18 protein-coding genes are annotated in these 25,780 nt (G+C 63.8%); 8 read left to right on the forward strand and 10 right to left on the reverse strand.

The genetic code is table 11. From position 1 onward, the window contains the following. Window positions 1-322 precede the first annotated feature (322 nt). Both H7A76_RS13040 and H7A76_RS13045 read right to left on the reverse strand, forming a co-directional pair. Window positions 323-2,692: a TonB-dependent siderophore receptor gene (locus tag H7A76_RS13040; RefSeq protein ID WP_185698874.1), complete on the reverse strand. Its 2,370-nt coding sequence runs from the start codon at window positions 2,690-2,692 to the stop codon at window positions 323-325. Between the two features lie 149 nt (window positions 2,693-2,841). After that, window positions 2,842-4,494, reverse strand: coding sequence for a cyclic peptide export ABC transporter (locus H7A76_RS13045; protein ID WP_185698875.1), 1,653 nt, complete (start codon window positions 4,492-4,494; stop codon window positions 2,842-2,844). Between the two features lie 205 nt (window positions 4,495-4,699). Between H7A76_RS13045 and H7A76_RS13050 the strand changes: the two genes are divergently transcribed. Then, window positions 4,700-5,527, forward strand: coding sequence for a N(5)-hydroxyornithine transformylase PvdF (locus tag H7A76_RS13050; protein WP_185698876.1), 828 nt, complete (start codon window positions 4,700-4,702; stop codon window positions 5,525-5,527). Between the two features lie 192 nt (window positions 5,528-5,719). Here H7A76_RS13050 and H7A76_RS13055 read toward each other — a convergent pair whose 3' ends face one another. From H7A76_RS13055 to pvdM, 3 genes are read right to left on the reverse strand one after another with little or no spacing between them, the layout of a single operon-like run. Further along, on the reverse strand, window positions 5,720-6,610 hold the full coding sequence (locus tag H7A76_RS13055) for a formylglycine-generating enzyme family protein (protein WP_185698877.1): 891 nt from the start codon (window positions 6,608-6,610) through the stop codon (window positions 5,720-5,722). A gap of 37 nt (window positions 6,611-6,647) precedes the next feature. After that, on the reverse strand, window positions 6,648-7,940 hold the full coding sequence (locus tag H7A76_RS13060) for an aminotransferase class V-fold PLP-dependent enzyme (RefSeq protein ID WP_185698878.1): 1,293 nt from the start codon (window positions 7,938-7,940) through the stop codon (window positions 6,648-6,650). A gap of 31 nt (window positions 7,941-7,971) precedes the next feature. Continuing rightward, window positions 7,972-9,321: a pyoverdine-tailoring dipeptidase-like protein PvdM gene (pvdM, locus tag H7A76_RS13065; RefSeq protein WP_185698879.1), complete on the reverse strand. Its 1,350-nt coding sequence runs from the start codon at window positions 9,319-9,321 to the stop codon at window positions 7,972-7,974. 175 nt (window positions 9,322-9,496) lie between these two features. Between pvdM and H7A76_RS13070 the strand changes: the two genes are divergently transcribed. Then, complete coding sequence (locus H7A76_RS13070) at window positions 9,497-11,128, forward strand: twin-arginine translocation signal domain-containing protein (RefSeq protein ID WP_185698880.1); 1,632 nt, start codon at window positions 9,497-9,499, stop codon at window positions 11,126-11,128. Window positions 11,129-11,463: 335 nt separating this feature from the next. On the opposite strand, the gene H7A76_RS13075 is transcribed toward H7A76_RS13070, so the two are convergent. Genes H7A76_RS13075 through H7A76_RS13085 form a run of 3 tightly spaced genes read right to left on the reverse strand, consistent with a single transcriptional unit; the run spans window position 11,464 to window position 16,027 of the window. Further along, complete coding sequence (locus tag H7A76_RS13075; RefSeq protein WP_185698881.1) at window positions 11,464-12,873, reverse strand: efflux transporter outer membrane subunit; 1,410 nt, start codon at window positions 12,871-12,873, stop codon at window positions 11,464-11,466. A gap of 7 nt (window positions 12,874-12,880) precedes the next feature. Then, window positions 12,881-14,854, reverse strand: coding sequence for a MacB family efflux pump subunit (locus H7A76_RS13080; RefSeq protein WP_185698882.1), 1,974 nt, complete (start codon window positions 14,852-14,854; stop codon window positions 12,881-12,883). Further along, window positions 14,855-16,027, reverse strand: coding sequence for an efflux RND transporter periplasmic adaptor subunit (locus H7A76_RS13085; RefSeq protein WP_185698883.1), 1,173 nt, complete (start codon window positions 16,025-16,027; stop codon window positions 14,855-14,857). 322 nt (window positions 16,028-16,349) lie between these two features. Between H7A76_RS13085 and H7A76_RS13090 the strand changes: the two genes are divergently transcribed. From H7A76_RS13090 to H7A76_RS13105, 4 genes are all read left to right on the forward strand, one after another. After that, window positions 16,350-16,832 carry a sigma-70 family RNA polymerase sigma factor gene (locus tag H7A76_RS13090; protein ID WP_185698884.1) on the forward strand — a complete coding sequence of 161 codons (483 nt, stop codon included), beginning with the start codon at window positions 16,350-16,352 and terminating at the stop codon, window positions 16,830-16,832. A gap of 148 nt (window positions 16,833-16,980) precedes the next feature. Further along, complete coding sequence (locus H7A76_RS13095) at window positions 16,981-18,318, forward strand: lysine N(6)-hydroxylase/L-ornithine N(5)-oxygenase family protein (RefSeq protein ID WP_185698885.1); 1,338 nt, start codon at window positions 16,981-16,983, stop codon at window positions 18,316-18,318. 674 nt (window positions 18,319-18,992) lie between these two features. Then, the gene (gene mgtA, locus H7A76_RS13100; RefSeq protein WP_185698886.1) at window positions 18,993-21,749 is read left to right on the forward strand and encodes a magnesium-translocating P-type ATPase; all 2,757 of its coding nucleotides are present in this window, start codon (window positions 18,993-18,995) and stop codon (window positions 21,747-21,749) included. A gap of 97 nt (window positions 21,750-21,846) precedes the next feature. Beyond that, the gene (locus H7A76_RS13105; protein WP_312026254.1) at window positions 21,847-22,401 is read left to right on the forward strand and encodes a response regulator; all 555 of its coding nucleotides are present in this window, start codon (window positions 21,847-21,849) and stop codon (window positions 22,399-22,401) included. On the opposite strand, the gene H7A76_RS13110 is transcribed toward H7A76_RS13105, so the two are convergent. Together H7A76_RS13110 and H7A76_RS13115 are read right to left on the reverse strand one after the other, a co-directional pair. Next, on the reverse strand, window positions 22,398-22,937 hold the full coding sequence (locus tag H7A76_RS13110; protein ID WP_185698887.1) for a PaaI family thioesterase: 540 nt from the start codon (window positions 22,935-22,937) through the stop codon (window positions 22,398-22,400). The genes H7A76_RS13105 and H7A76_RS13110 overlap by 4 nt on opposite strands. Before the next feature lie 110 nt (window positions 22,938-23,047). Beyond that, window positions 23,048-23,956: a LysR substrate-binding domain-containing protein gene (locus tag H7A76_RS13115; RefSeq protein WP_185699044.1), complete on the reverse strand. Its 909-nt coding sequence runs from the start codon at window positions 23,954-23,956 to the stop codon at window positions 23,048-23,050. 97 nt (window positions 23,957-24,053) lie between these two features. Here H7A76_RS13115 and H7A76_RS13120 point away from each other — a divergent pair, with 97 nt between their 5' ends. Together H7A76_RS13120 and ycaC are read left to right on the forward strand one after the other, a co-directional pair. Next, entirely contained in the window at window positions 24,054-24,929 is an 876-nt protein-coding gene (locus tag H7A76_RS13120; protein ID WP_185698888.1) for a pirin family protein, read from the forward strand. 142 nt (window positions 24,930-25,071) lie between these two features. Next, entirely contained in the window at window positions 25,072-25,698 is a 627-nt protein-coding gene (ycaC, locus tag H7A76_RS13125; RefSeq protein WP_022639815.1) for an isochorismate family cysteine hydrolase YcaC, read from the forward strand. Window positions 25,699-25,780: the final 82 nt, after the last annotated feature.

The raw sequence follows: 25,780 nt of genomic DNA on the forward strand, positions 1-25,780 counted from the left end.
CCAAAAGAAACGCCCCTGATCATGATGAATGGTCAGGGGCGTTTTGTTGTGTGGCATGCAAAGACCCTGGCGAGTCGCTGAGAAGGGACTTTCATGGCTACTGCAGAGCCAGGGGCCTGGCTGGCCGAGACCGTCAGGCAGGCATGGAAGGTCCATGATCGATGCTCATGATGTTATGCGGCGTACAACGATGCCGGCGAGTCGCTGGTGTGAGGGGAGGACAGGTCACCGCCAGGTATTGAGGGTGGTTGATCAAGGCCATCAGACAGGCATGAAAAAGCCCCTGGTCAGCGACTGATCCAGGGGCTGGTAAAGGACGAGCTTAGAAATCCCAGCGGGTAGTTACCATCACATTGCGCGGGTCGCCGTAGTAGGCCGAGTTATAGAAGCCGACGTTGGTGTAGTACGACTTGTCGAACAGGTTGTTGACGTTCAGGGTGGCCGACAGGTTGTCGGTGATCTGGTAGCGCGCCATCAGGTCCACCAGCCAGAACGGATCCTGGGAGAACTTTTCGTTGCGCTGTTTGGGGCGATTGTACAGCGTTTGCCAGGCTTCACCCTGCCAGCGGGCACCGCCGCCAAGGGTGAGCTTGTCGAGGCTGCCGGTGAGTTTGTAGCTGGTATAGAAGCTGAGTTGGTCTTCCGGTTCCCATGTGGAGATCTTCTTCCCCTTGTCATCGCGGCTGATCTTGTGGGTATAACCCGCCTGCAGTTGCCAACCCGGGCGAAGTTCACCGGAAATCTCCGCTTCGTAACCCTTGGTCTTGGTCTTGGTCCCAATCCAGGATTGCTGTGTGCCAGGTTGAGAGTTGTAGACGGCGTCTTCGATCGGCCGATTTTCTTCATGCACCTCGAAATAGGCAAGGCTACTGTTCAGGCGGCCATCGAAGAATTCACCCTTGATTCCCAGCTCATAGTTCTTGCCCTCGTTGGGCTCGAGCATCTTGCGGTTGCGATCGCGGTAATCGGTTTGCGGCTGGAAGATCTCGGTGTAGCTGGCGTAGGCGGAGAAGTTGTCGTTGAGGTCATACACCAGGCCGGCATAGGGCAGGACCTTGCCACTGTCCTTGGCGTCGGCGGTGCCGGTGACCTGGTAGTTGGCGACCCGCGCACCCAGCATCAGCGACAGATCGTCCATCAGGCTGAAGCGTCCGGTCATGTAGGTACCGTTTTGGCGGGTGGTTTGGTCATTGATGGTGGTGGGCTCGTTCCATCGCGGTTCAATGGCCTTGCCGTCCCATTTGGAGAAGTCGTAGGAGTTATCGAAATACGTCGGGTTGGAGTAATCCTTAGCTTTCCATTTGGCGATCGACAGCGATTGGCCGAGAACCAACTGATGCTCACGACCGAACAGGTCGAAAGGCCCTGAAACATAAGCATCGAAGCTGTCGCTGGTGGTTTTGCCGGTATATTTCTGGGCCCAGATGGAACTGGTAGTGGCGGTGTCCTGGGAGATGTAGCCCAGAGGCGCGTTGTAGCCGTTGATCTGGTGGTTGTACTGGCCCTTGGCGGTCCAGCCATTGGCGAAGCTGTGTTCCAGGGTCGCGAATACGGTGCGGGTGTACTGTTCCCACCCGCTCCATCTCGGTCCGTTGTTGAAGGAGCGTGGCAGGTTCAGATAGTTGCCGTCCGCGTCATACACGGTGCGGCTGCCGGTCCAGCTGGAGCCCTTTGGATCGTTGTCCTGATAGTCGGCCCCCACCGTCAGCAAAGTGTCGGGCGTCAGGTCGAACTCAAGAATGCCGTAGTAGACGCTGGTCTTGCGGGAGTAATGGTCCAGGAACGACTTCTTGTCCTGATAGGCCGCCACTGCCCGGCCACGCACGTTGCCGGTATCGGTCAATGGGCCGCTGACATCGAGCTGTGTGCGGTAGTTGTCCCAGGAGCCGGCACCCAGTTCGATGCTGCTCTTGAATTCGGAGGTGGGCTTCTTGCGGATCAGGTTGATGGTGCCGCCAGGTCCACCGGCGCCGGTGAGCAGGCCGGTAGCGCCCTTGAGGACTTCCACGCGATCATATATGGCCATGTCGGTCAAGGTCTGACCGGCTGAATAGGCTGCGTTGCGCATGGTGGGAATACCGTCGTACTGGAAGTTGACGATGGAGAAACCGCGGGAATAGTAATTGGTCCGTTCGCTGTCATAGGACGATACCGTGATGCCCGGGGTATGGCGCATCACGTCGTCGATGGCGTTGAGCCCGAAATCATCCATGACCTGACGGGTGATCACGGAAATCGATTGCGGCGTTTCCCGTGGAGTGAGTACCAGCCGTGTGGCGGTGGCGATGGTACCCGGAGTGTAGGAACCGGTGCCTTCGGTGACCGTCCCCAACTGATTGGCAGTGACTTGAGTGGTACCCAGTTCAAGCCCTGCCGCGGTGTTGCTGGCGTTGATCGTGATGGAGTTGCCCTGCAGCTGGAAGCGGGTCCCCGTACCGGATAGCAGTGTCGCAATCGCTTGGCTTGGCTCCAATTTGCCCTTCACCGCCTTGCTGCTCTTGCCCTGCACATCCGTCGGGTTGTACAGCACCTGCAAATTGGTCTGCCGCCCGAATTCCTGCAGGGCACTGCCCAGAGATTGCGCTGGAACATCGATCTCGATTTCCTGGGCCTGAACGTAACCGGCGATTGGCATCGACACTGCCAGGGCCAGGGCGCTGGGCAGGAGGTTGACGTTCAAGGCTCGTCGCATGGATCGCGCTTTACTCAGGGAACTGAGACCGAGTAGTGCTGACATGGATGATTTCTCTTCTGTGTAGTGGGCAGTTTTAGGCATTTATTGCGGTTAATTCTCATTACCAGTGGTAAGACGTTCCTCCTTGAACAAACCGGAAAAAAAACTCAGGCCGGTTCCATTTCATGTACGACCTTGCCGGCGCGCAGGCGCACCAATTGGTCGGCGATGTCGAAATAACGGTCGTCGTGGCTGATCACGATGATGGTCTTGCCCAGGCGCTTGAGGTCGGGCAGCAGCTCGGTATAGAAAATCCGCCGGAAGGCCGGGTCCTGGTCGGCGGCCCATTCGTCGAACACCAGCACCGGCCGTTCTTCCAACCAGGCGTTGACCAGGGCCAGGCGCTTGCGCTGGCCGGTGGACAGGTCAGTGGTGGTGAACGCGCCATCCTTGACGCTGACCTTGTGGGCGATCTCCAGGCGATCCAGGTACTGGGTGGCGACGTCCAGTGCTTTGCCGGCATTGCCCTGGACCAGGTCGTCGAACAGGTAGTAGTCGGCAAAAACCGTGGTGAACAGTTGCCGGTAGTCGTCCCGGGCCTGGTCGGTCACGGTTTCGCCGTTGAGGCGGATCTCCCCGGACTGGGGCTGGTACAGGCCCAGCAGCAGCTTGATCAGGGTGGTCTTGCCGCAGCCGTTCTCACCGACGATGAAGACGATGTCGCCCTGCTTGATGCTCAGGTTGATCGGCCCCAGGTGGAACGGTTCGCTGCCCTCTACCGGTGGAGGGCTGTAGCTCACCCCGCGCAGCTCCAGGCTGTGCACCACTGGCTGGGGCGCTTCGCTGGCATCCATCAGCAGGTGCGGCTCGGGGGAGGAGAAGCGCTCGGACAACTCGCTGATGCGGGCGAAGGCAATCTTCGCCTTGCCGACGATGGGCAGGTAGCCGACCACATGTTCGAGCGGACCCTTCATGTACAGCAGCACCAGCACGAAGCCGGTGATTACCGTAGGGTCCGGGTTCGGGTAGTAGGCCTGCATGGCCAGGGCCAGGCCGATGACCACGAAGAACAGCATCGAGCCGAAGCTCTTGGCCAGGATGTAGATGTTCACCGAGCGCACCTGGATATCGCTGATGCGGTCCGCGGTCTCCTGGATCCGGTGGGTGTTCATGCGAAAACGCCGCGGCCGGTGGATGCGCAATTCCTTGGCGCCCGAAGCGATCGCGTTGTAGTAGCGCTGCAGTTCGTCCTCGTGGTCGCGGGCTTCGTCGAAGCCCTTGATGCCCTTGCCGCCGGCCACCAGTTGCACGCTGGTGCCGATGATGATGGCCACCACCATCATCAGGAACATCGGTACCGACAGGTACGCCAGGTAGCCCAGGCAACCCAGAGTGACCGTGGCGGCAATGGCCAGGGGGGTGAAGGCGAAGGAAAAGTCACTGATGGTGTCGACGTCGTGGGTCAGCACCGGGATCAGCCGGTGGGAGCGGTAGCGCTCGATCTGGGTGATGGGCGCCGAGAGCACCTTCTCGCCCAGGTCCTTGCGCAGGGCGGCGATGATCCGCTGGCCCACGTAGTTGGTGCCGACGTCCGAGACGATCGAGCTGACCAGGGCCAATGCACAGAGTGCGGCGAAGGTCAGGACCACGCCCTGGGTCATGCCGCCGTCCGAGTGCAGGGCGTTGTTGATGGTGGCCAGCAGCAGGGTGATGGCCAGGCCACCGGCCATGCCCAGGGCCACGGAAACCAGCACTATGCTGCGAAAGGGCCTGAGCAATGCGAGCAGGCCTTTGAAGGCGCCGCGCTTGGGGTCGGTCATAAGTACTTCCCAGAGAGTGGATAGAGGGTCGGGGCACACGGACCCTTACCCCTGAACAAACGAAGCGTCGCGGCGACTATTTAGCGTTGCCGGCCACCACCGGGCGGCAGCGTCCCGGATAAATTGCCCGGAGCCTGGTTCGTTCTTGTTCTGTGGGCGCACGCGTATCGACGCAGTGCCTGTTCCATTGAGCGAGAGCGAACGAATGACGAAGAAGAATCTGGTGTATGTCTGGTCCTTGCGAAACGCCGCGGCCGACAAGGCGGGGCAGTGGGTGGCCTACAAGGACCACGAGCGCTACATGAAATCGGTCCTGGAGTCCCTGGTGGAGGCGTTGAACCAGACGCCCCTGGGCGAGGCCTACAACCTGGTGGGCGTGGTCTACGACGATGACGAGCAGTCGCCGCGGGACCAGAAGCTGGTGAGCGACTACGGCTTCGCCTACCAGCCGGGGCGCCAGTGGCTGTATCCGGCGGACCTCGCCGTGCAGGGGCGCTTGGTCAACGACCTGCTGCTGAGCGTGCCGTCCACCTATCGCCGCCATCCGCGCGGCAGCGTAGAGCACATCGCCGGCAAGCAGGACTTCGAGCGTCGCCTGTACGACACCCTGGTGGAGCTCAAGGCCGATATCGTGGTGCTGGATGGCTTGCTGGTGATCCTCGACGAGCTGGTGCGCCCGGGGGCGCCGTTCGCCCGGCGGATCATGAACATCCATCCGGGCATCACCCGGATCGAGTCGCCCTATGAGCGCCGCGGTGCCTACGCCACCTGGAATGCCTTGTATGGCGCCCGGGGCGAGAAGGTGGTGGATTGGGCGACCCGGGAGACCGTGCCGACCGAGCCGCTGTACCTGACCGGGGCTTCCTTCCACTACGTGGATAACGGTATCGACTCCGGCGAGGTCTTCCACGACGTGCTCAATACCGAGATTTCCCCCGAGGACACCATCCTCGAGCTGCGCTGGAACAACTTCAACAACAGCCTGTTCCCGGCCTTGCACGAAGGCTTGGCGCTGTTGGCCAAGCAGTCCTGAGCTGGCTTGCGGCGCGGCATGGCAGGCTTGCCCTGTAGTCGCTGCCGCAGGCTGCGACCGGCTGCACAGCAGTCGTAGGCAGAGGGTGTGGGGCCAGGCTATTGGTGCCGCCAGGGTTGACGACCTTTGTGGTGGGCTTCGTAGCCTGCGGTGGCGGCTACACCGGTTGCGGTGTAGCCGGCAGGGGAGGGGTTAGAGGACGCGCACTACGCGAAAACCGATCCAGTCGCCGCGGGTTTGCGGATAGATATTGTTGCGGTTGCCCGAACGGGAGAACACCGGGGCTTCGCCCCAATCGTTACCGCGCAGCTGCAGCGATTCACAGCCCGGCTCGACCCAGGCACTGCCGTCGGTGGGGGCGCCGACGTAGTTGGGGTGTTCGCAATCGGCGATCCATTCATAGACATTGCCGTGCATGTCGTACATGCCGAAGGCGTTGGGCGGGTAGCTGCCCGCTGGCGAGGTGTAGCTGTAGCCGTCCGCCGGGCCGTAGGTATTGGCATGCTTGGCGATGCTGTATGGCTTGCCTTCGTCGAACGGGAAGGGGAAGGGGCCGGTGGAGCCGGCGCGCGCCGCATATTCGCGCTGGGCTTCGCTGACCATCTGGTATTGGTGGCCGGTCTTCTTCGACAGCCAGGCCACGTAGGCCTGTACCTCGGCAAAGTTCATGCACACCGCTGGTTGGCGCGGCCCTTGGGGGTAGCGCGGCTTGCTGGCGATGCATTCACGCCCGGGGCGGGTGTCGCCATCGGGGATCTTGACCCCGGTCTGGCGGATGTAGCTGTCCCATTCCGCGGCGGTGATCTGGAAGCGGCTCATGGCAAAGGGCTTGGCGAAGGTCACTTCGTGCATCGGGCCTTCATCGGGTTCGCGCCCGACCTCGTCGTCCGGGGTGCCCATGACGAATTTACCGGCTGGCAGCACCACCATTTCCGGGCAGTCCTTGCAGTCCTTGAAGACTTTGCCCGGTTGCGGTTCGGCGGCTTGGGCGCTGCCCGGCAGGAAGCCGGCCAGCAGCGCGCCCAGCGCCAGGGTAGCGAGTGCCTTGAGCGGCGTACGGGAGGAACTCTGGTCTGGATTCATGAATGTTCTCGATCAGGGTGGGAGGAGGCGCAGCGGCTCAGAGCCGCTTGGCCAGCAGGTTCATGAAACGGTCGATTTCACCTTCGTTGTTGAGCAGGCCGGGAGCCGTGCGCACCACCGGGCCGACATCGCGGTCCACGGCGTCGACCACGACCCGGTTGTGCATCAGGTAGGCCGCCACCTGGTCGCAGTCCTGGCCCTTGACCCGGAAGAAGGTGAAGCCTGCCGACAGGCTCGGGTCCAGCGGGGTGACCAGCTCGATCGCGGAATGGGCCAGCAGGCGCTGCTTGAGCTCGCTGTTGAGCTGGTGGATGCGCGTCTCGACCTTGGCCTTGCCCAGTTGCAAGTGCAGTTTGAAGGCTTCGTCCACGGCCCAGCGATGCTCGAAGGCGTGGTAGCCGCCCGGGGTCATCGAGGTGGCGAAGTTACGGTCCTCGGAGAAGGTCGGGATGGTCGGGGTCAGGTCCTGGAGTTTTTCCGAGCGGGCGCAGATGATTCCGGTGCCGCGAGGGCCGAACATCCACTTGTGGGTGCCGGCGATGAAGTAGTCGCAGTGCATCTGTGGGAAGTCCAGGTTGTCCACGCCGAAACCGTGCACGCCGTCGACCACGTAGATGATCCGGTCCTTCTCGTCGCGGTCGCGGTTGAGTTCGTCCACCAGCTGGCCGATGGCGCCGATCGGCAGTTTCACGCCGCTGCCCGACTGCACCCAGGTCATGCCCAGTACTCGGGTATTGGGGCGAATGGCGCGCTTGATGGCGTCCAGCACTTCGGCGCTGGAAACCTGGCTGGCGTTCTCGAACAGCTTGATCTTGCGGACCTGGGTGCCTTGCTTGCGCATCCGGAAGTCCAGGCTGAATTCGGTGGCGTAGTGCTCATGCACCGTGGTCAGGATTTCCTGGTCCGGGCGGACGTGCAGGCCACCGTAGATCATTGCCAGGCCTTCGCTGGTGCTGCCGGTGAGGGCGATCTGTTCGGGCTTGGCTTGCAGATAGCGGCCGGCCCACAGGCGTACCTGGGCTTCGCGCTTCCAGGTTTCCTGCAGGTCCCAGTCCATGGCCAGGCCCGGGTTGCGGTCGATCTGCGCGCGGTAGCGCTCGATGGCCTCTTGTACCGGCCTGGGATGGGTGGTTACCAGGAAGTTGGAGAAGTGGATGTAGTCCGGGTCCTGGGTGAACAGCTGGCGCAGCTCGGGCCAGGAGGCGATGGGCTGCGAGGAAGCGGCTCTGGTTGCGCTCGACAGGGCAGGCTGGGCGGCGGCGCCTGCCGCCATGGGCAGGCCCACGGCGAGGATCCCGGCCTGCTTGAGAAAACTACGACGGTCGGTCATGAAGACAATTCACTTCTAGGCGGATAAGGGCTTAACGGGTGGCGACGGGCTTGGCGGACTTTTGCACCTGGTCCCAGACCCGCAGGAAATTGCCGCCCCAGAGCTTGGCGATATCGGCCTCGCTGTACCCGCGTTGTAGCAGTTCGGCGGTGATGTTGCGGCCCTCGCTGACGTCCTTCCAGCCGTCCAGGCCGCCGCCGTCGTTGAAGTCCGAGCTGATGCCGACGTGATCGATGCCGATCTTCTTCACGGCGTAGTCGATGGCATCGCCGAAGTCCTTGAGGGTGGCCTTGGGTTCTTCCTCGAGGATGCCGTACAGGGCGCTGGCATATTCGCCAAAGCGTTGCGGGGGCCAGACGGTGATGATCGGATCGCCGGGCATCAGGGCCATCTCCAGGCCGGTCAGTGGCTGCAGGTCGAAGCGCGCGCGCAGGGCATTGAGCTTGTCCCGGGTGGGCTGGCTCAGGGGGCGGATGTAGGCGCCGAAACCGACGATCTGCACCACGCCGCCGCTGTCCTTGATCAGTTGCATTTCCCTGTCGCTGAGGTTGCGCGGGATGTCCACCAGGGCCCGGGGAGCGGAGTGGGAGGCGACGAAGGGCGCACGGCTCAGCTGGCTGACCTGCTCCAGGGCCTTGGTCGACATTTGCGAGACATCGATGATCACCCCCAGGTCGTTGAGCCGGTGCACCGCCTGCTTGCCGAGGTCGGACAGGCCGCCGAGGGCGTCCGGGGTGTCGTTGAAGAACGGCAGCGGCCGGGAGGAGTCCGACCAGGCGTTGTTGCCCACGTAGCTGAAGCCGAACATGCGCATGCCGCGAGCGGTCCACTGGTCCAGCCGGTCGAGGTCGCTGCCCAGGGGGTAGGCGTTGAGCATGCTGAGGAATACCGCGAACTTGCCTTCGCCGTGCAGCCGGCGGAAATCATCCGGGGTATAGGCGATGGCGACCTGGTTGGGGAAGTCGCGGACCATGCCGGTGAGGATCTTGTAGCGGGCCTCCTGCTCGTTGCGCGCGGCGTCGACGAAACCGTCGGTGGGGCGATGCGGTGCGTTCGGGCCGTTCCAGATTTCCGGCCAGCCGAAGATCGTCAGGGCGGCGCCCGAGAGTCGCCCGCGCCCGGCCTTGGCCAGGTCGAACTGGCCGGAGCCATCCTTGTCCGCCTCGTTGCCGGTACTGCCGAAATCCAGTGGTACGGTCACGTGGCTGTCGAAGGAAATAATCCGTTCTTGCAGCTCCTCTGCCTGTTTCATCACCTTGGCCGGATAGCCGGGATTGTCCCTGAACCAATAGTCCCAGGCCAGGAAACCGGCGCCGGCGCCAATCGCCAGGGCCAGTGGCAGGCCAATGTAGAGAGCCTTCTTCGAACGTGGTTTAGTCATTGCCATCTCAGTCGGGTTCGCCGTCAGGGTGCAGGCACAGTAGCCTTTGCTATCTGGGGGGGGAACGAGCGGCGGCGGGGGAAATTTAGCGCGGTGGCGCGAGCGGTAAATTTCCCCCGGCAACAAACGTCCTTGCTTGGATAAAGCCTGCTTCATGGCTGACACAGGTAGGGCAATGACGATTTCTCGACGAGGGTTCATGGCTGGCTTGGCGCTGACTGGCGCCGCGGTGCCGGCGGCGCTTTACGTGCATCGTGAGTTGACGCGTGAAGAAGAGTTTCCGATCACCCCCGGCGAAGCGTCGGTGGAGCTGGCGGATACCGCCGGGCAGCGCCTGGCGGACCAACTGCGAGGTATCTGGAGCATTCGCTTCGAGGGCGCTGACGCTGGCCTGGAAGGCCTGCCATCCCAGGGGCTGGAGCTGTTCATCGACGTCGCCCAGCGCGGGCGTGGGCTGCGCGGCTACCTGGATACCGCCGAGGGCCTGCGGGGCCCGGGCGAGCCGCGCTACCAAGTGGTGGGCGACCTGGTCAGTCCGCAACCCGGGCAAATGTACTGGCGCCTGGTTCGCTCCGATGCGCCGGATGGCGCTGCCAGCTACGAGTTCAGCATGACCCTGGATGAGGTCTGGGCTGGCTTCGGCAACGCCGGCAGCGGCACCCTCAGTGGACGGGTCGAGCGATTGGACCGGCCGCTGATGCTGGCTGCCCAGGACAATCGCTTCGTGGCCACCAAGCACCTGTTTCCCGAAGCCCGGCAACGTATCGCACTCAACTCGACCCTGATGACCTGGCTGATATCCCCCGAGCATCGGCTGTTCCACCAGCTATGGCATGCCACCCGGGACAAGTGGCACCGATTGTCCGAGGAAAAACGCGAGGCCCTGCGCGGCATCGGCTGGCAACCAGGTCCCAGGGACAAGGAGCGTGATGCCCGTGGCCCGAAGAAGGATCGCAATGGTTCGGGTATCGATTTCTTCTTCATGCACCGACACATGCTCGGTACCGCGCGCTCCATGCAGGACTTGCCGTCCTGGCAGCACTTTCCCCTGCCGCAGCCGGAGTTGCTGCGCGATCGCCTGGGCTTCGCCCGTTACTTCGACAATCATGATGGTGGTTCCCTGCCACCCTGCTGGCTGGCCCAGGACGATGACGAGTACAGCCAGTGGGTCAGCGATATCAAGGCCACCGAGACCTACCAGGGCAACTTCCTGGTCTGGGAGTCGCAATATCGCGACCCGCGCTACCTGGCGAAGCTGACCCTCGGCCAGTTCGGCTCGGAGATCGAGCTGGGGCTGCACGATTGGTTGCACATGCGCTGGGCGTCGGTGCCGCGTGATCCTTCCAGTGGCGTACCGGTGCCCATGGCCCGCGATCCGGCGGACTTCTCCCCGCGCTGGTACCAGCCGGAAAACGACTTCCTGGGAGACCCTTTCTCATCCCATGTCAGTCCGGTGTTCTGGCGTTTCCATGGCTGGATCGACGATCGCCTGGAGGACTGGTTCCGTGCCCACGAGCGCTTCCATCCCGGAGAGGTCGAGCGCATGGAGGTCAACGGCGTGCCCTGGTTCGCGCCTGGGCGTTGGGTCGAGGTAGGCGATCCATGGCTGGGGCCGGTGACCCATGGTTGCAGTACCACGCCGGGATTGCAGGTGGGCAAGAGTGTGGAAATGGACCCGGAAACCATGAAGCTGGCCCTGCGCATCACTTTTATCGATGATGAGAAGCAGTTGGCCGACCTGTTCCGCAAGGTGCCGCGCCGCCCCTGGTATGCACGACACTTGAAGGTCAAGGAACGGCTGTTCTAGCGGCGCGAGCAGCCTCGGTTCCGGGTATTCAAGCGTCAGCCAGGAGCTTGGCGATTGCGTGGCGGTGCAGGTGGGTGTTCAGCGATGCGATCGCCTGCGGGTTGGGTTTCGCGAAGGTCACGGCCTGGTGGATATCGTTCAGCACGAGCGCGGGGCCGGCTGGACCCGCTGCGCAACGGCTTGTGCCAGGTTGCGATCTGCAAAGTGCTCATGCCGGACGGCCAGTGGGGCGCAGGAGCCTGGCGCGACACGGTTCCAGGCGAACAACCGACGGGCTGTCCTCGTGGCTGGCCATGCGCAAGGCTTGGCCAGCCGTCCAGGGACTTGCCGCAGGCCTAGCGCGTCGGTGCCGTGGATACCTGCCAGCCGCCTCCCAGTGCCTTGTACAGCGCGACGCTCGATTGCAGTCGCGACAGGCGCAGTTGCACATTCTGGTCCTGTGCGGCGTAGAGGGTGCGCTGGGTGTCCAGGACCGACAGCAGGTCCTCGGCTCCGGCCTGGTAGCGACTCTGGGCGATATCGAACGCCCGTTGCGCCTGTTCCAGCTCCTCGCTCTGCCATTGCCGTTGCTGGTCCAGGCCACGAATGCTGTTGAGGGCTTTTTCCACATCGGCGAAGCCGTTGATGATCGCCCCGCGATAGGTCTCCAGCAGTTCCTCCTGGCGCGCCGTGGCCCGGTCGCGCTCAGCGCTCAGGCGCCCGGCATTGAAGATCGGTGCCACCAGGCCGGAAGCCAGGTTGTAGAAGGGGTTGCGCAGGACGTCGTCGAACTTGTCGGCGTTCGAGCCCAGCTTGGCCGTCAGGGTCACGGTGGGCAGCATGGCGGCCCGGGCCACGCGGACATCGGCCTGGGCTGCCGCGAGCCGGACTTCGGCGCTGGCGATATCCGGGCGGCGGGCCAGCAGCTCGCTGGGGACTCCGGCATCGATGTCCGGCCAGGTCAGCTCGGCGAAAGGTCGTTCGTTCAGGGCCAGGCTCTGCACTGGCCGGCCGAGCAAGGTGGCGAGGGTGATCAGGGCTTCTTCGGCCTGCTGCCGCACCAGCGGTACCTGGCGTTGCTGGTTCGCCACCAGGCTCTTTTGCTGCGCCAGTTCAAGGGCCGTGGCCGAGCCTGAGTCGTAGCGCGTCTGTACCAGGCGCAGGACGCGCTGGGCGTTGGCCAGGTTGAGTTCGGCGATCCGGCCCTGTTCCCGTAGCGCCAGTAGCTGGGCGTAGTTGTTGGCCACGCCGCTGAGCAGGGTCAGCTCCACGGTGGCGCGGTCGAATTCGCTGGCCTGGGCGCCGAGCAGGGCGCTATCGCGTGCAGCGCGCCTGCCCCCCCAGAAGTCGACTTCGTAGGTGGCGCTGAGTCCAGCATCGAACGCATTCGCGGTCCTGTCGCTGTTGCTGCCGTCCTGCTGATTGCTGCCTTTGCCGCCCATGCGCTTTTGCCGGCTGGCATTGAAACTGCCTTCGACCGAGGGCAGGAGCGGGGCGCCGGCCACGATGGCGCTGGCCTGGGCCTGGCGAACCCGGGCCATCGCCGCTGCCAGGTCATGGCTGCCGGTTCGCGCTTCGGCGATCAGGCGGTCCAGTTCCGGGCTGCCGAAGCGGGCCCACCAGCGTGGGTCCTGTTGCTGGCCTTCGCGGTTGTTGGGGGTGTGCCAGGCCGTTGGCGCTTGCAGGCCGCTATCCGGGTGTGGGGTGGAGCTGCTGCAGGCCGCCAGCAAGACGCTGGCGGCCATCAGGGTCAGGGTGGTCTTCATCGATCGATCATTCACTGGTAAGGGCCGTGACCGGGTCGAGCCGGGCAGCTTTGCGGGCCGGCATGAAGCCGAAGACGACGCCGGTGACCAGGGCGCAGGCGAAGGCGCCGAGGACCGCGGCCAGGGAAAACGCGACCGCCACTTCGCTGAGGATCAGCACGCCGCCGATGATCAGCGCGACGCCGATGCCGGTCAGGCCGCCGACTACCGAGAGCATCACCGCCTCGGTGAGGAACTGGCGCAGGATGTCCCGCTGGCGGGCGCCGGTGGCCATGCGGATGCCGATTTCGCGGGTGCGTTCGCGCACGGTCATGAGCATGATGTTCATCACGCCGATGCCACCGACCAACAGGGAGATGGCGGCAATGGCGCCGAGCATCAGCGACAAGGTGTTCTGGGTCCGGGCCTCGGCCTGGATCATCGCGGCGTTGTTGGTCAGTTCGTAGTCGCGCTTGCCGTTGTGCAGGCGCAGCATCAGTTGGTCGATGGCTTGTTCGGTTTCCTTGACCTTGCTGGCGTCGGCAGCGGCAATGGCGACGTATTCCGGGTTGCGGCTGCCGAACAGCCGGGTGCTGGCGGCGGAGTAGGGCACGGCGATGCGGTCGTCGCTGTCGCTATCTCCCGAGCTGGCGCCCTTGCCCACCAATACGCCCACTACCTGGAAGGGTATGTTCTCGATCAGGATGTATTGACCGATGGGGTTGGCGACGTCCTGCAAGAGTTTTTCCCGCACCTTGTGGCCGATCACGGCCACGGCGGAGGCCGCATGCTCGTCGGCGTCGCTGAAGTAACTGCCTTCGGCCACCGGCCAGTTGAAGATATGCGGAAAGTTGGTGTCGTTGCCGCCTACATAGGCCATGTAGTCACGGTTGCCGAAGCGCACGCCGGCCTTTGAACCATTGACCGGCATGATGCGTGTGACCTGGGGCAGGGCGCCTACGGCGGCGACATCGTCCAGGGTAATGATCCCGGCGGGTGTCCGCGGGTTTGGCGAGTAGCCGCTGAGGTAGATGATGTTGGAGCCAAAGGCGCCCATCTGTGCCATCACCTGGCGCTTGCTGCCTTCGCCCACGGCCAGCATCACCACCACCGAGGCCACGCCGATGATGATCCCCAGCAGGGTCAGGGCGGTGCGGAAGCGGTTGATCCACATCACTCGCCAGGCGGCCTGCACCGCCTCCACCAGCTCGCCTTTCCAGGCGCCGGTGGGTTCGCTGCCGTGGGCCAGGCGCTGGCGCAGGTCCACGGCCTGCAGGGCGCCGGCGTTGGCGCTGGCCTGCACGCTAGGGTCGGTATCGGCGGTGTCGCTGATGATCTCGCCGTCGCGGATCTCGATGATGCGCTTGGCCCGGGCTGCTACTTCGCGGTCGTGGGTGATGAGGATCACCACATGGCCCTGGCTGGCCAGTTCGTCCAGCAGGGCCATGACCTCGGCGCCGCTGTGGCTGTCCAGGGCGCCGGTGGGCTCGTCGGCCAGGATGATATGGCCGCCGTTCATCAGCGCGCGGGCGATGGACACCCGCTGCTGCTGGCCGCCGGACAACTGGTGCGGGCGGTTGCCGGTACGGCTGCCCAGGCCCAGGCGCTCCAGCAGGGCGGCGGCGCGTGCATGACGTTCGGCGGCCGGGGTGCCGGCATAGATGGCCGGCATCTCGACGTTTTCCTGGGCCGAGCCCGAGGGGATCAGGTGGTAGCCCTGGAACACGAAACCGAAGGCTTCCCGGCGCAGCCAGGCCAGCTCATCGCTGTCGAGGTGGGCGACGTTCTCACCGGCGAACAGGTACTCGCCGGAGGTGGGTCGATCCAGGCAGCCGAGGATGTTCATCAGGGTCGACTTGCCGGAGCCTGAGGCGCCGACGATGGCCACGAATTCCCCGGCATGGATCGACAGATCGATGCCGCGCAGGACATCGACCTGTGGGCTGTCGCCGCCGCCATAGGATTTGCGGATGTTGCGCAGGTCGATCAGGGGCGTTTGCATTCAGCCTCCGTTGCCGTTGGCGGGACCGATCAGCAGGTGCTCGCCCTCGCTCAAGCCGTCGAGGATCTGGATTCGCAGGCGATCGCTGATGCCGACCCGGACCTGGCGCTCGCTGACCGCGCCGTTATCGGCCACGACCCGGGCGATCTGCTGGCCTGGCGCCGCGCCGTCCTGCAGGGCGGCGATGGGGGCGGTCAGTACGTTCTTGACCGAGCTGGCGACGAAGAACACCTGGGTGGTCATCTCCGCCATCAGTGCGTTGTCGGCGTTGTCCACGTCCAGTAGCACGGTATAGAGCACCACCCGGCCGCTGCCGCTCTTGCTGGTGCTGCTGGGGCTGCCGCCGCCCTGGCTGGTCTCGTTCAGCGGCTTGGGCGGGATCGGCAGGATCTGCCGTACGGTGCTGGTCCAGCGCCGGCCGCCGGCGCTCAGGGTGGTGAAGTAGGCACTCATGCCGGACTTCACGTGGCCGATGTCGGCCTCCGACACCTCGGCCCAGACCGTCATCGGCGACAGCTTGGCGATCCGCAGGATCAGCGGGGTCTGTTGCTGGGCGTTAAGAGTCTGGCCTTCACGGGCATCCACCGCCACCACGGTGCCGGACATCGGCGCATAGATGCGGGTATAGCCCAGTTCGGCCTGGTCGCTGCGCAACTTGGCCTGGGCCTGGCGGATCTGCGCCTTGTACATGTCGATCCGCGCCTGGGTGGCCTTGAGCTCGGCCTGGGCGGTTTGTACGTCCTCTTCGCGGGTGGCGCCGCCGGCGGCGAGGTTCTGCTGGCGCTGGTACTTCTGCCGGGCCAGCTGGTTCTGGGCGTACTGCTCTTGCAACTGGGCCTGTAGGTTCTCGATGGCGAAGCGGCTGGCATCCAGCTTGGCTTGCTGGGTGGAGGGGTCTATTTCCACCAGTAGCTGGCCTTCCTTGACCGCGTCGCCGGCTTCCACATGGATCTTGCGGATCTGCCCGGAGGCTTGGGCGCCGACATCCACATAGCGACGCGGTTGCAAGGTGCCCAGGGCCGTGACGCTGCTTTCGATATCGCCGCGGCGCACTTGCACGGTGCTGAACTGGTCGCGTCCCGACGGAATGAACTTCCAGGCGGCGATGGCGAGGATGGGGGCCGCACAGAGTGCGGCAAGCAGGGCGCGTCGGGTATTTCGAGGACGTTTCATGCAGGGTTCCGGCCAGAGGTATCGGCCCGTCGGTCCAGCGCCGGCACAGGATGCAGGTTGGCTGCTGGCTGCCGGGAGAGTGGCAGGGACGGGGAGCTGTCAGGTAAACGAGAGGCCGCAGGGCGAATTTAACTGCCGACATATGGAGTTACAGCTGCCCTGGCAGCGAAATAAACCCACTGCGACCCTGGAGTACTTTAAATCTATATGAGAATTACTATAAATTACGCCGGGTCAAAACTGCCATCATTGAATCACCGGGCCAACCGGCTAGCGTCGGTCTTGCTCAAGGAAATAACCGTCATGGGGGCGGTTGGGAGCCATGTTGGAAAGTTACTATCGCGAGCTGATGTGCTTCCTCCATGCCAAGCTGGGTAACCGCCAGGTGGCCGAGGATGTAGTGCACGACGCTTACGTCCGGGTGCTGGAGCGTTCCAGCGACATACCCATCGAGCAGCCGCGGGCGTTTCTCTACCGCACGGCGCTGAACCTGGTGATCGATGGCCATCGGCGCAACGCCCTGCGCCAGTCCGAGCCCCTGGAGGTGCTGGACAACGAGGAGCGCTATTTCAACCCATCGCCGCAAACCAGCCTGGACCAGGGCCAGCGCCTGGACATGCTGCAGCGGGCCTTGGCGGAACTGCCCCGCCTGTGTCGCGAGAGTTTCCTGCTGCGCAAGCTCGAAGGCATGTCCCACCAACAGATCGCCGAGCAATTGGGCATCTCCCGCAGCCTGGTGGAAAAACACATCGTCAATGCGATGAAGCACTGCCGGGTTCGCCTGCGCCAGTGGGAGGCCCAATAGGCCAGGCGCAGTGCGTCTCGTTTAGTTAAATTTTTTTTCACTGTCCTCGTCCCTACTCAACAGACGATCTGCTGACCTTCGCGGGCCAGTCGGGTCACCGTGACACTTTATCCCCGCGTTGAGGCGGTTTATCCAGAGGACACTGGAAATGACACAGGCAATTGCATCGGCCCACGTTCACGATTTGATCGGTATCGGTTTCGGCCCCTCGAACCTGGCGCTGGCCATTGCGCTGCAAGAGCGCGGCGAGGAACAGGGTCCGCTGGACGCGCTGTTCCTCGACAAGCAAGCGGACTATCGCTGGCACGGCAACACCTTGGTGACCCAGAGCGAGCTGCAGATTTCCTTCCTCAAGGACCTGGTGACCCTGCGCAACCCCACCAGTCCCTATTCCTTCGTCAATTACCTCAAGCACCACGGGCGCCTGGTGGACTTCATCAACCTGGGCACCTTCTATCCGTGCCGCATGGAGTTCAACGACTACCTGCGCTGGGTGGCCGGGCATTTCCAGGCGCACAGCCGCTACGGCGAAGAAGTGCTGGGCATCGAGCCTGTGCTGCACAACCAGCAGGTCGAGGCGCTGCGGGTGATCTCCCGTGACGCCCAGGGCGCCGAGCAGGTACGCACCACCCGCTCGGTGGTGGTCAGCACCGGCGGCACGCCACGGGTTCCGGAGCTGTTCAAGGGGCTCAAGGGCGATGCGCGGGTCTTCCACCATTCCCAGTACCTGGAGCGCATGGCCCAACAGCCTTGCGTCAACGGCAAGCCGATGAACATCGCCATCATCGGTGGCGGGCAAAGCGCCGCGGAAGCCTTCATCGACCTCAACGACAGCTTCCCCTCGGTGCAGGCCGACATCATCATGCGCGGCTCGGCCCTCAAGCCGGCCGACGACAGCCCGTTCGTCAACGAAGTGTTCTCCCCGGCCTTCACCGACCTGGTGTTCCAGCAGAACGACAGCGAGCGCGAGCGCCTGGTCAGCGAGTACCAGAACACCAACTACTCGGTGGTGGATATCGACCTGATCGAGCGCATCTACGGGATCTTCTACCGCCAGAAGGTCTCCGGCGTCCCGCGCCATGCGTTCCGTGCCCTGACCACCGTCGAGAAGGCCACCGCCACCGACCTGGGCATCGAACTGATCCTGCGCCATGGCGCCAGCGGCGAACGTGAAGTGCGCCACTACGACGCCGTGGTCCTGGCCACCGGCTACGAGCGCAACCTGTACCGCGACCTCCTGGCGCCGCTGCAGGCCTACCTGGGTGACTTCGAAGTGGATCGCAACTACCGCCTGATCACCGACGAGCGCTGCAAGGCCGGTGTCTACCTGCAGGGCTTCAGCCAGGCCAGCCACGGCTTGAGCGATACCCTCCTGTCGGTGCTGCCGATCCGCGCCCAGGAGATCGCCGATTCTCTGTACGAGCATGGCAAGACCCGCGGTCACAGCCGCTCGGTTCGCGACATGCTGCTGGCCACCGCCAGCTGATGCACCGGCCGCTGCCGCAGCCCTGCGGTAGCGGCCGCCGCGGTCATGAAAGCTTCATGTCCTGTTTCTTCCTGAACCTGCGCTGAAGAATTTTTCAATTCCCCCTGGCAAGGTTTTCCCCAGGTTTACTCTGCAAAAAGTGCGGCGTAAGCTGCGCGCGTTTTCAATCAATGGAGGCCCAGTGTGGGTACTTGTTCGAGTGACAGGAGTCAGCCGGTCTCGATAACCGGCGCGGTCCCGGCAAGATAACGCGCAGCCTTGGTTCCTGCCGTTGTCTCGCCATCCAGCGAGAGGCGGCATCCCGGTCGTGACCATCCTGGTCGCCCCGATTTCCCTTCTTGATGACTCCGATCGATGCCCGATCCGGCTGCTGCCGTGTCGCGGCCATTTCGACGCGCAGGTTCCATGGACCTGCGGGCCGGTCCTGGGTGGACGTTCGACGCGTCCTGTGACAGATCCGGCGGTACCTGCCTGTGGCGTTTCCAGCGTGTCCGTCCAGGGGAACAGCCATGGGATACACCCGTCAGCGTCAGCATCGCCAGCAACATCGCCCATCCCTGATGGGGCGATTGCCTCGGGCGTGAGCCCGATCCTGCCTTGTTCCATCTCCCTGACTGTTTCGTTTCAACGCGGCCGTTCTTGTGCCATGCACCGGTCGTGCAGGAGTCATCATCATGAAGCTCACCCTGTTGAAAGAGTTTTTCGCCGGTTTCCTGCGGACCCGGCATTTCGCCCGGCATTTCCGGCGCCTGGCACTGTTGGAAAGCTTCAGCGACGCCAGCGTCAGCCGCGATGTCCCGCCCACCCTGGCACAAACCCTGGTCGCGGCGGCCAACAGCGACGCGACGCATCTGCTGGACCAGCTCGGCAGCCATACCGATGGCTTGAGTACCGAGGAAGCCGAGGCCCTGCGTGAGCGCCACGGCCTCAATGAAGTCGAGCACGAGCAGGCGCTGTCCTGGTGGACCCACCTGTGGCACTGCTACAAGAACCCCTTCAACCTGCTGCTGACCCTGTTGGCGGTGATCTCCTGGCTGACCGAGGACATGAAGGCGGCCACGGTGATTTTCTCCATGGTGGTGCTCTCGACCCTGCTGCGTTTCTGGCAGGAGGCCAAGTCGAACAAGGCCGCCGATGCCCTCAAGGCCATGGTCAGCAACACCGCCACCGTGATGCGGCCGGACTCGCCATCCCCGGCCACGCCCGGGCGCTTGCCGGCAGCCGTCGATGCCGCAGGCGCGCGGCGCATCGAGCTGCCCATCAAGCAGCTGGTGCCGGGGGACCTGATCGTGCTCTCGGCCGGCGACATGATTCCCGCCGACTGCCGGGTGCTCAGTGCCAAGGACCTGTTCGTCAGCCAGGCGGCGATGACCGGTGAATCCATGCCCGTGGAGAAGTTCCCGCGCCAGCAGGACGCCGATACCCGCAACCCCCTGGACCTGGACAACATCCTGTTCATGGGCACCAACGTGGTCTCCGGTTCCGCCACGGCGGTGATCCTGACCACCGGCAACAGCACCTACTTCGGCGCCCTGGCCCAGCGGGTGAGCGCCACCGACCGCGCGCCGACCTCGTTCCAGAACGGGGTCAACAAGGTCAGCTGGCTGCTGATCCGCTTCATGTTCGTCATGGCGCCGCTGGTGTTGTTCATCAACGGCTTCACCAAGGGCGATTGGATGGAGGCGCTGCTGTTCGCCCTGTCCATCGCCGTGGGCCTGACCCCGGAAATGCTGCCGATGATCGTCACCTCGACCCTGGCCAAGGGCGCGGTGTTCCTGTCGCGCAAGAAAGTCATCGTCAAGCGCCTGGATGCGATCCAGAACTTCGGCGCCATGGACGTGCTGTGCACCGACAAGACCGGCACCCTGACCCAGGACAAGATTTTCCTGGCGCGCCACGTGGACGTGTGGGGCGAGGAGTCCGACGACGTGCTGGAGATGGCCTACCTCAACAGCTACTACCAGACCGGGCTGAAGAACCTGCTGGACGTGGCGGTGCTCGAGCATGTCGAGATCCAGCGGGAACTGGCGGTCGGCACGGCGTTTCGCAAGGTCGATGAGATCCCCTTCGACTTCACCCGCCGGCGGATGTCGGTGGTGGTGGCGGAGCAGGGCCAGCCGCCTCTGCTGATCTGCAAGGGGGCGGTGGAAGAGGTGCTGGCGGTATGCCGCGGCGTGCGCCATGGCGAGGCCGAGGAAGTCTTGAGCGAGGAGCTGCTGGCGCGGATCCGCCGGGTCACTGCCGATCTCAACGAAGAGGGCCTGCGGGTGGTGGCCGTAGCGGCCCGGCCCATGCACGAAGGACGCGACACCTACAGCCTGGCCGATGAGCGTGAGTTGACCCTGATCGGCTACGTGGCCTTCCTCGATCCGCCCAAGGACAGCACCGCACCGGCGCTCAAGGCCCTGGCCGAGCACGGCGTGGCGGTCAAGGTGCTGACTGGCGACAACGAGCTGGTGACTGCCAAGATCTGCCGTGAAGTGGGCCTGGAGCAACAGGGCCTGCTGATGGGCAACGACATCGAGCGCATGAGCGATGAGCAACTGGCCAAGGCAGTGGAAACCACCAATGTCTTCGCCAAGCTGACCCCGACCCACAAGGAGCGCATCGTCCGCCTGCTCAAGGCCAACGGGCACGTGGTGGGGTTCATGGGCGACGGCATCAACGACGCGCCGGCGCTGCGTACCGCCGACATCGGCATTTCGGTGGATAGCGCGGTGGATATCGCCAAGGAAGCGGCGGACATCATCCTCCTGGAAAAGAGCCTGATGGTGCTGGAGGAGGGCGTGCTGGAAGGGCGCCGGACCTTCGCCAACATGCTCAAGTACATCAAGATGACCGCCAGTTCCAACTTCGGCAACGTGTTCTCGGTGCTGGTGGCCAGCGCCTTCATTCCGTTCCTGCCGATGCTGCCCATGCATCTTCTGGTGCAGAACCTGTTGTACGACATCTCGCAGATCGCCATTCCCTTCGATAACGTCGACGACCAGATGCTGCAAAAGCCCCAACGCTGGCAGCCGGCGGATGTCGGGCGCTTCATGGTGTTCTTCGGGCCGATCAGCTCGATCTTCGATATCACCACCTTCGCCCTGATGTGGCATGTGTTCGGCGCCAGCACGGCGCAGCACCAGACGTTGTTCCAGTCCGGCTGGTTCGTGGTGGGGCTGCTGACCCAGACCCTGATCGTGCACATGATCCGCACGCCGAAGATTCCGTTCCTGCAAAGCCGGGCGGCCACGCCGCTGATGGTCATGACCGGAATCATCATGGCCGTGGGCATCTTCCTGCCGATGGGGCCGCTGGCCCACTACTTCAAGCTGCAGGCCTTGCCACCGCTGTACTTCCTGTTCCTGCCGCTGATCCTCCTGGCCTACATGGCCCTGACCCAGGCGGTGAAGGGCTTCTACATCCGGCGCTTCGGCTGGCAGTAGCGGGCAGCACGGGCCAGCGGCAGGTCTTCAGTGGGCGGTGGGCTGGCTGTCACCTGCCGTTGCTAGCGTGCCGCTGGTCGCCAAGAGGATCTTCGCCATGCAAGCCCTGCACAACGTCAACCCGGAGTCGCTGATCGCAAGGCTTTCAGAACAATCTGATGGAGCCCCTGCGGATGTTTCCTCCAGCCTTCCACCGATTCAGGAGGAGCAGATCCGCATTCGCGGGTCGCCATTGACCAGCAGGAACCAGACGATGTCCAACAGAGCGCTGCGCATACTGATCGCCGACGATCAGCATTTTCACCGAATGCAGATCGAGCGAGCCCTCAACCAGCTGGACTACTACCGGGTGGTTCCCGTGCATCGACTGGAGGAGCTGCTGACGCTGGTGGACTATGCCCGCGATCCTTTCGACCTGGTGATTGTCAACGGCAACCTGGCGGCCCGCAGCGGCTTCGATCTCCTGGCGTTCTGCCAGGACAACCCCCATCTGCACCAGGTGCTTATCTACGACTGCGCGCATTTCCCTCCGATCTCCAGCCATCGACGGCAACGTATCCGGATCATCCACGCCCAGTTGCCAGATCGCGAGACGATCAGGCAACTAATGTTGTCCATCGACCCTCCGGGGGCCCGGTTCTCCCCAGCCTAGCCGCGCGGCTGGATAATCATGCAGGTGGTGCTGCCGGTAGCGTACAGCCGGCCATCCACGTCATAGATCCGTCCCTCGGCCAGTGCCGTGCTGCGGCCCAGGTGCACGATCTTGCCTTCGGCCCGCACCGGGCCGCTTTCTGCGGTCAGGGCCCGCACGTAGCTGATGCGCAAGTCCAGGGTGGTGTAGCCCTGGCCCTTTTGCAGGCGGGTGTGGATCGCACAACCCATGCAGGAGTCCAGCAAGGTGGCGGCATAGCCACCATGGACGGTGCCCAGCGGGTTGTAGTGACGGTTATCCGGGGTGCCCTGGAACACGAACAAGCCGCTGCTCCACTCTATGGGGATGAAATCCAGCAGGTGGCCGATGGGCGGCGAGGGAAGTTCGCCGTTACCGATACCCTCGAAGAACTCTTGTGGCGTCAGCTCGCTGACCTGGGCCAGGGTCAGGTTGCCAGGGCCGCCGAGGCGGCTGCGCATGGCCTGCTCCTGGGCTTGCCATTGGGCTAACAGGGCGTCGCGTGATGGGTTTTGCATGGCGTTTCCTCGAGTGGGATCCTGATGTCTCGAAGAAATATTATGTTTGAAATATTTTTCTGCACAGGGGCATTTCCGCCATGGAACGGCTGTTTCCAGCCGTGTCTTGCTCATGCCATGTCGCTGTGGCTGAATTCCTCGCCGAGAAAATCGATCAGGCTGCGCACCGATGGCAGCAGGCCGCGGCGCGAAGGGAAGATGGCATGGACGATCCCGCAACGCGGCGCCCAGCCGGGCACCAGTTCATGCAGGCGTCCGGCCTCCAGGTCCTCGCGCACCACCACCCGGGGCAGATGGGCGATGCCGATCCCGGCCAGCACGGCATGGCGCAGGGCGATCAAATCGTCGGTGACCAGCCGTGGGTGATGGCGGATCAGGGCCTCGGCCTCGTCCGGGCCCTGCAATTGCCAGTGGTAATCCCGCTGTCCCGCGCCCCAGTGCAGGCTCGGCAGGCCGCTGAGGTCGGCCGGCGAGGGTGGGCTCGACAGCCGTTGGAGAAAGTCCGGGTGCCCCACCAGGCATTGGGTGCTGTTGCCCAGGACTTTCATCACCAGGTCGGTGCTTTCCAGTGGCGGGAAGCGCACCCGCAGGGCGATGTCGAACCCTTCGTGGATCAGGTCGACCCGGCGGTTGGTGCTCTCGATGAACAATTCCACCAACGGGTACTTGAGCATGAAGCGGGTGAGCATCGGCCCGACCCAGGAGTTGAGCAGGGCGGTGGGGCAAGCCACCCGTACCAGCCCCTGGGGTTCGGATCGATTGCGCTCGATGACTTCCGCCGCGCCTTCGGCCTCGACCCGCATGGCCAGGCAGCGCTGGTAGTACTCCTGGCCGATCTCGGTCAGCGAGCAGTGCCGGCTGGTACGCTGGATCAGGCGTACGCCCAGGCGTTCCTCCAACTGGGCGATGCGCCGGCTGAGCTTGGACTTGGGCATGTCCAGGGCCCTTCCGGCGGCGGCGAAGCCGCGATGCTCCACCACCTGGGTGAAGTAATAGAGCGTATTGAGATCTTCCAAGATCGTTCTCCAAATAGAACGCTAAGGGCGATTTTTGCAGTCTAGCGGGTCAAAGGTGCGGGATTTAAGGTGTGTCCATCAGAAAGTTCTGGAGGACTACATGAAAAACATCATCGGTATCTACACCAGTCCCAGGCCCCATTGGGTCGGCGACGGTTTTCCGGTCCGCACATTGTTTTCCTACGACCAGATGGGCCAGCACATCAGTCCGTTCCTGTTGCTCGACCACGCCGGCCCGGCGCAGTTCAGCCCCACCAGCGCCCGGCGCGGGGTTGGGCAGCATCCCCATCGCGGGTTCGAGACGGTGACCATTGTCTACGACGGTGAAGTCGAACACCGCGACTCCACCGGCAGCGGCGGCAAGATCGGCCCAGGCGACGTGCAATGGATGACCGCGGCCTCGGGGATCCTCCACGAGGAGTTTCACTCCGCCGATTTCGCCCGCCGTGGCGGCAACCTGGAGATGGTCCAGCTGTGGGTCAACCTGCCGGCCCGGGACAAGCTCGCGGCGCCCGGCTACCAGACCCTCCTGGCCAGCGATATCCCGCAGATCCCGTTGCCGGGCAATGCCGGCAGCCTGCGCCTGATCGCCGGCCAGTTCGCCGGTCGCCAGGGTCCGGCCCGGACCTTCACCGCAATCGACGTCTGGGACCTGCGCCTGCAGGCCGGCAAGCCCCTGGACCTGGCGCTGCAGGCCGGGCGTAACACGGCCTTGGTCGTGTTGCGCGGCACCTTGCAGGTCAATGGCCAGGAGCGGGTGCGCGAAGGCCAGTGGGTATTGCTGGAGCGCGATGGCGACCTGCTCGGCCTGGAGGCCGACAGCGACGCGATCGTACTGCTGCTCAGCGGCGAGCCCATCGACGAACCCATCGTCGGCCACGGCCCGTTCGTGATGAACAGCGAAGAGGAGATTCACCAGGCCTTCGTCGATTTTCAATCGGGACGCTTCGGCCAGATGGACGCCGCCGATCACTGATCGGCAGCGCTTGCGCGATGGCCAGGGGCAACTAGGCTCTGCCCGTCGCGCTACACCCCGGCGCCCGCCACCTTCGGGGGGTGTGGCACGGGTTTCACTCAGGCCGGATTGCCCGGCATCGATCATTAGCGAGGACTTCATCATGACTACTGCTTACAAACGCCTGGACAAGGACAACGCTGCCGTTCTGCTGGTAGACCACCAGGCCGGCTTGCTGTCGCTGGTGCGCGATATCGACCCCGACCGCTTCAAGAACAACGTCCTGGCCCTGGGCGACCTGGCCAAGTACTTCAAGTTGCCGACCATCCTGACCACCAGTTTCGAGACCGGTCCCAATGGTCCGCTGGTGCCCGAGTTGAAGACGCTGTTCCCCGACGCGCCGTACATCGCCCGTCCTGGCCAGATCAATGCCTGGGACAACGAAGATTTCGTCAAGGCGGTCAAGGCCACCGGCAAGAAGCAACTGATCATCGCCGGCGTGGTGACCGAAGTCTGCGTGGCCTTCCCGGCACTCTCGGCCCTGGAAGAGGGGTTCGAGGTATTCGTGGTCACCGATGCTTCCGGCACCTTCAACGAACTGACCCGCGACTCGGCCTGGAACCGCATGTCCGCCGCCGGCGCCCAACTGATGACTTGGTTCGGCCTGGCCTGCGAGCTGCATCGTGACTGGCGCAACGACATCGAGGGCCTGGGCACCTTGTTCTCCAACCACATCCCCGACTACCGCAACCTGATGACCAGCTACAACACCCTGACCCAGGGCAAGTAAGCCGGTCCTGGTAGCCGCTGCCGAGCCCGCGAGGCTGGCAGCCCCCGCCGCCAATGCGCAGTAGCCGGTTCATCGCGCAGGC

This window comes from Pseudomonas sp. MSSRFD41 (assembly GCF_014230245.1).
GTDB lineage: Bacteria > Pseudomonadota > Gammaproteobacteria > Pseudomonadales > Pseudomonadaceae > Aquipseudomonas > Aquipseudomonas piscis.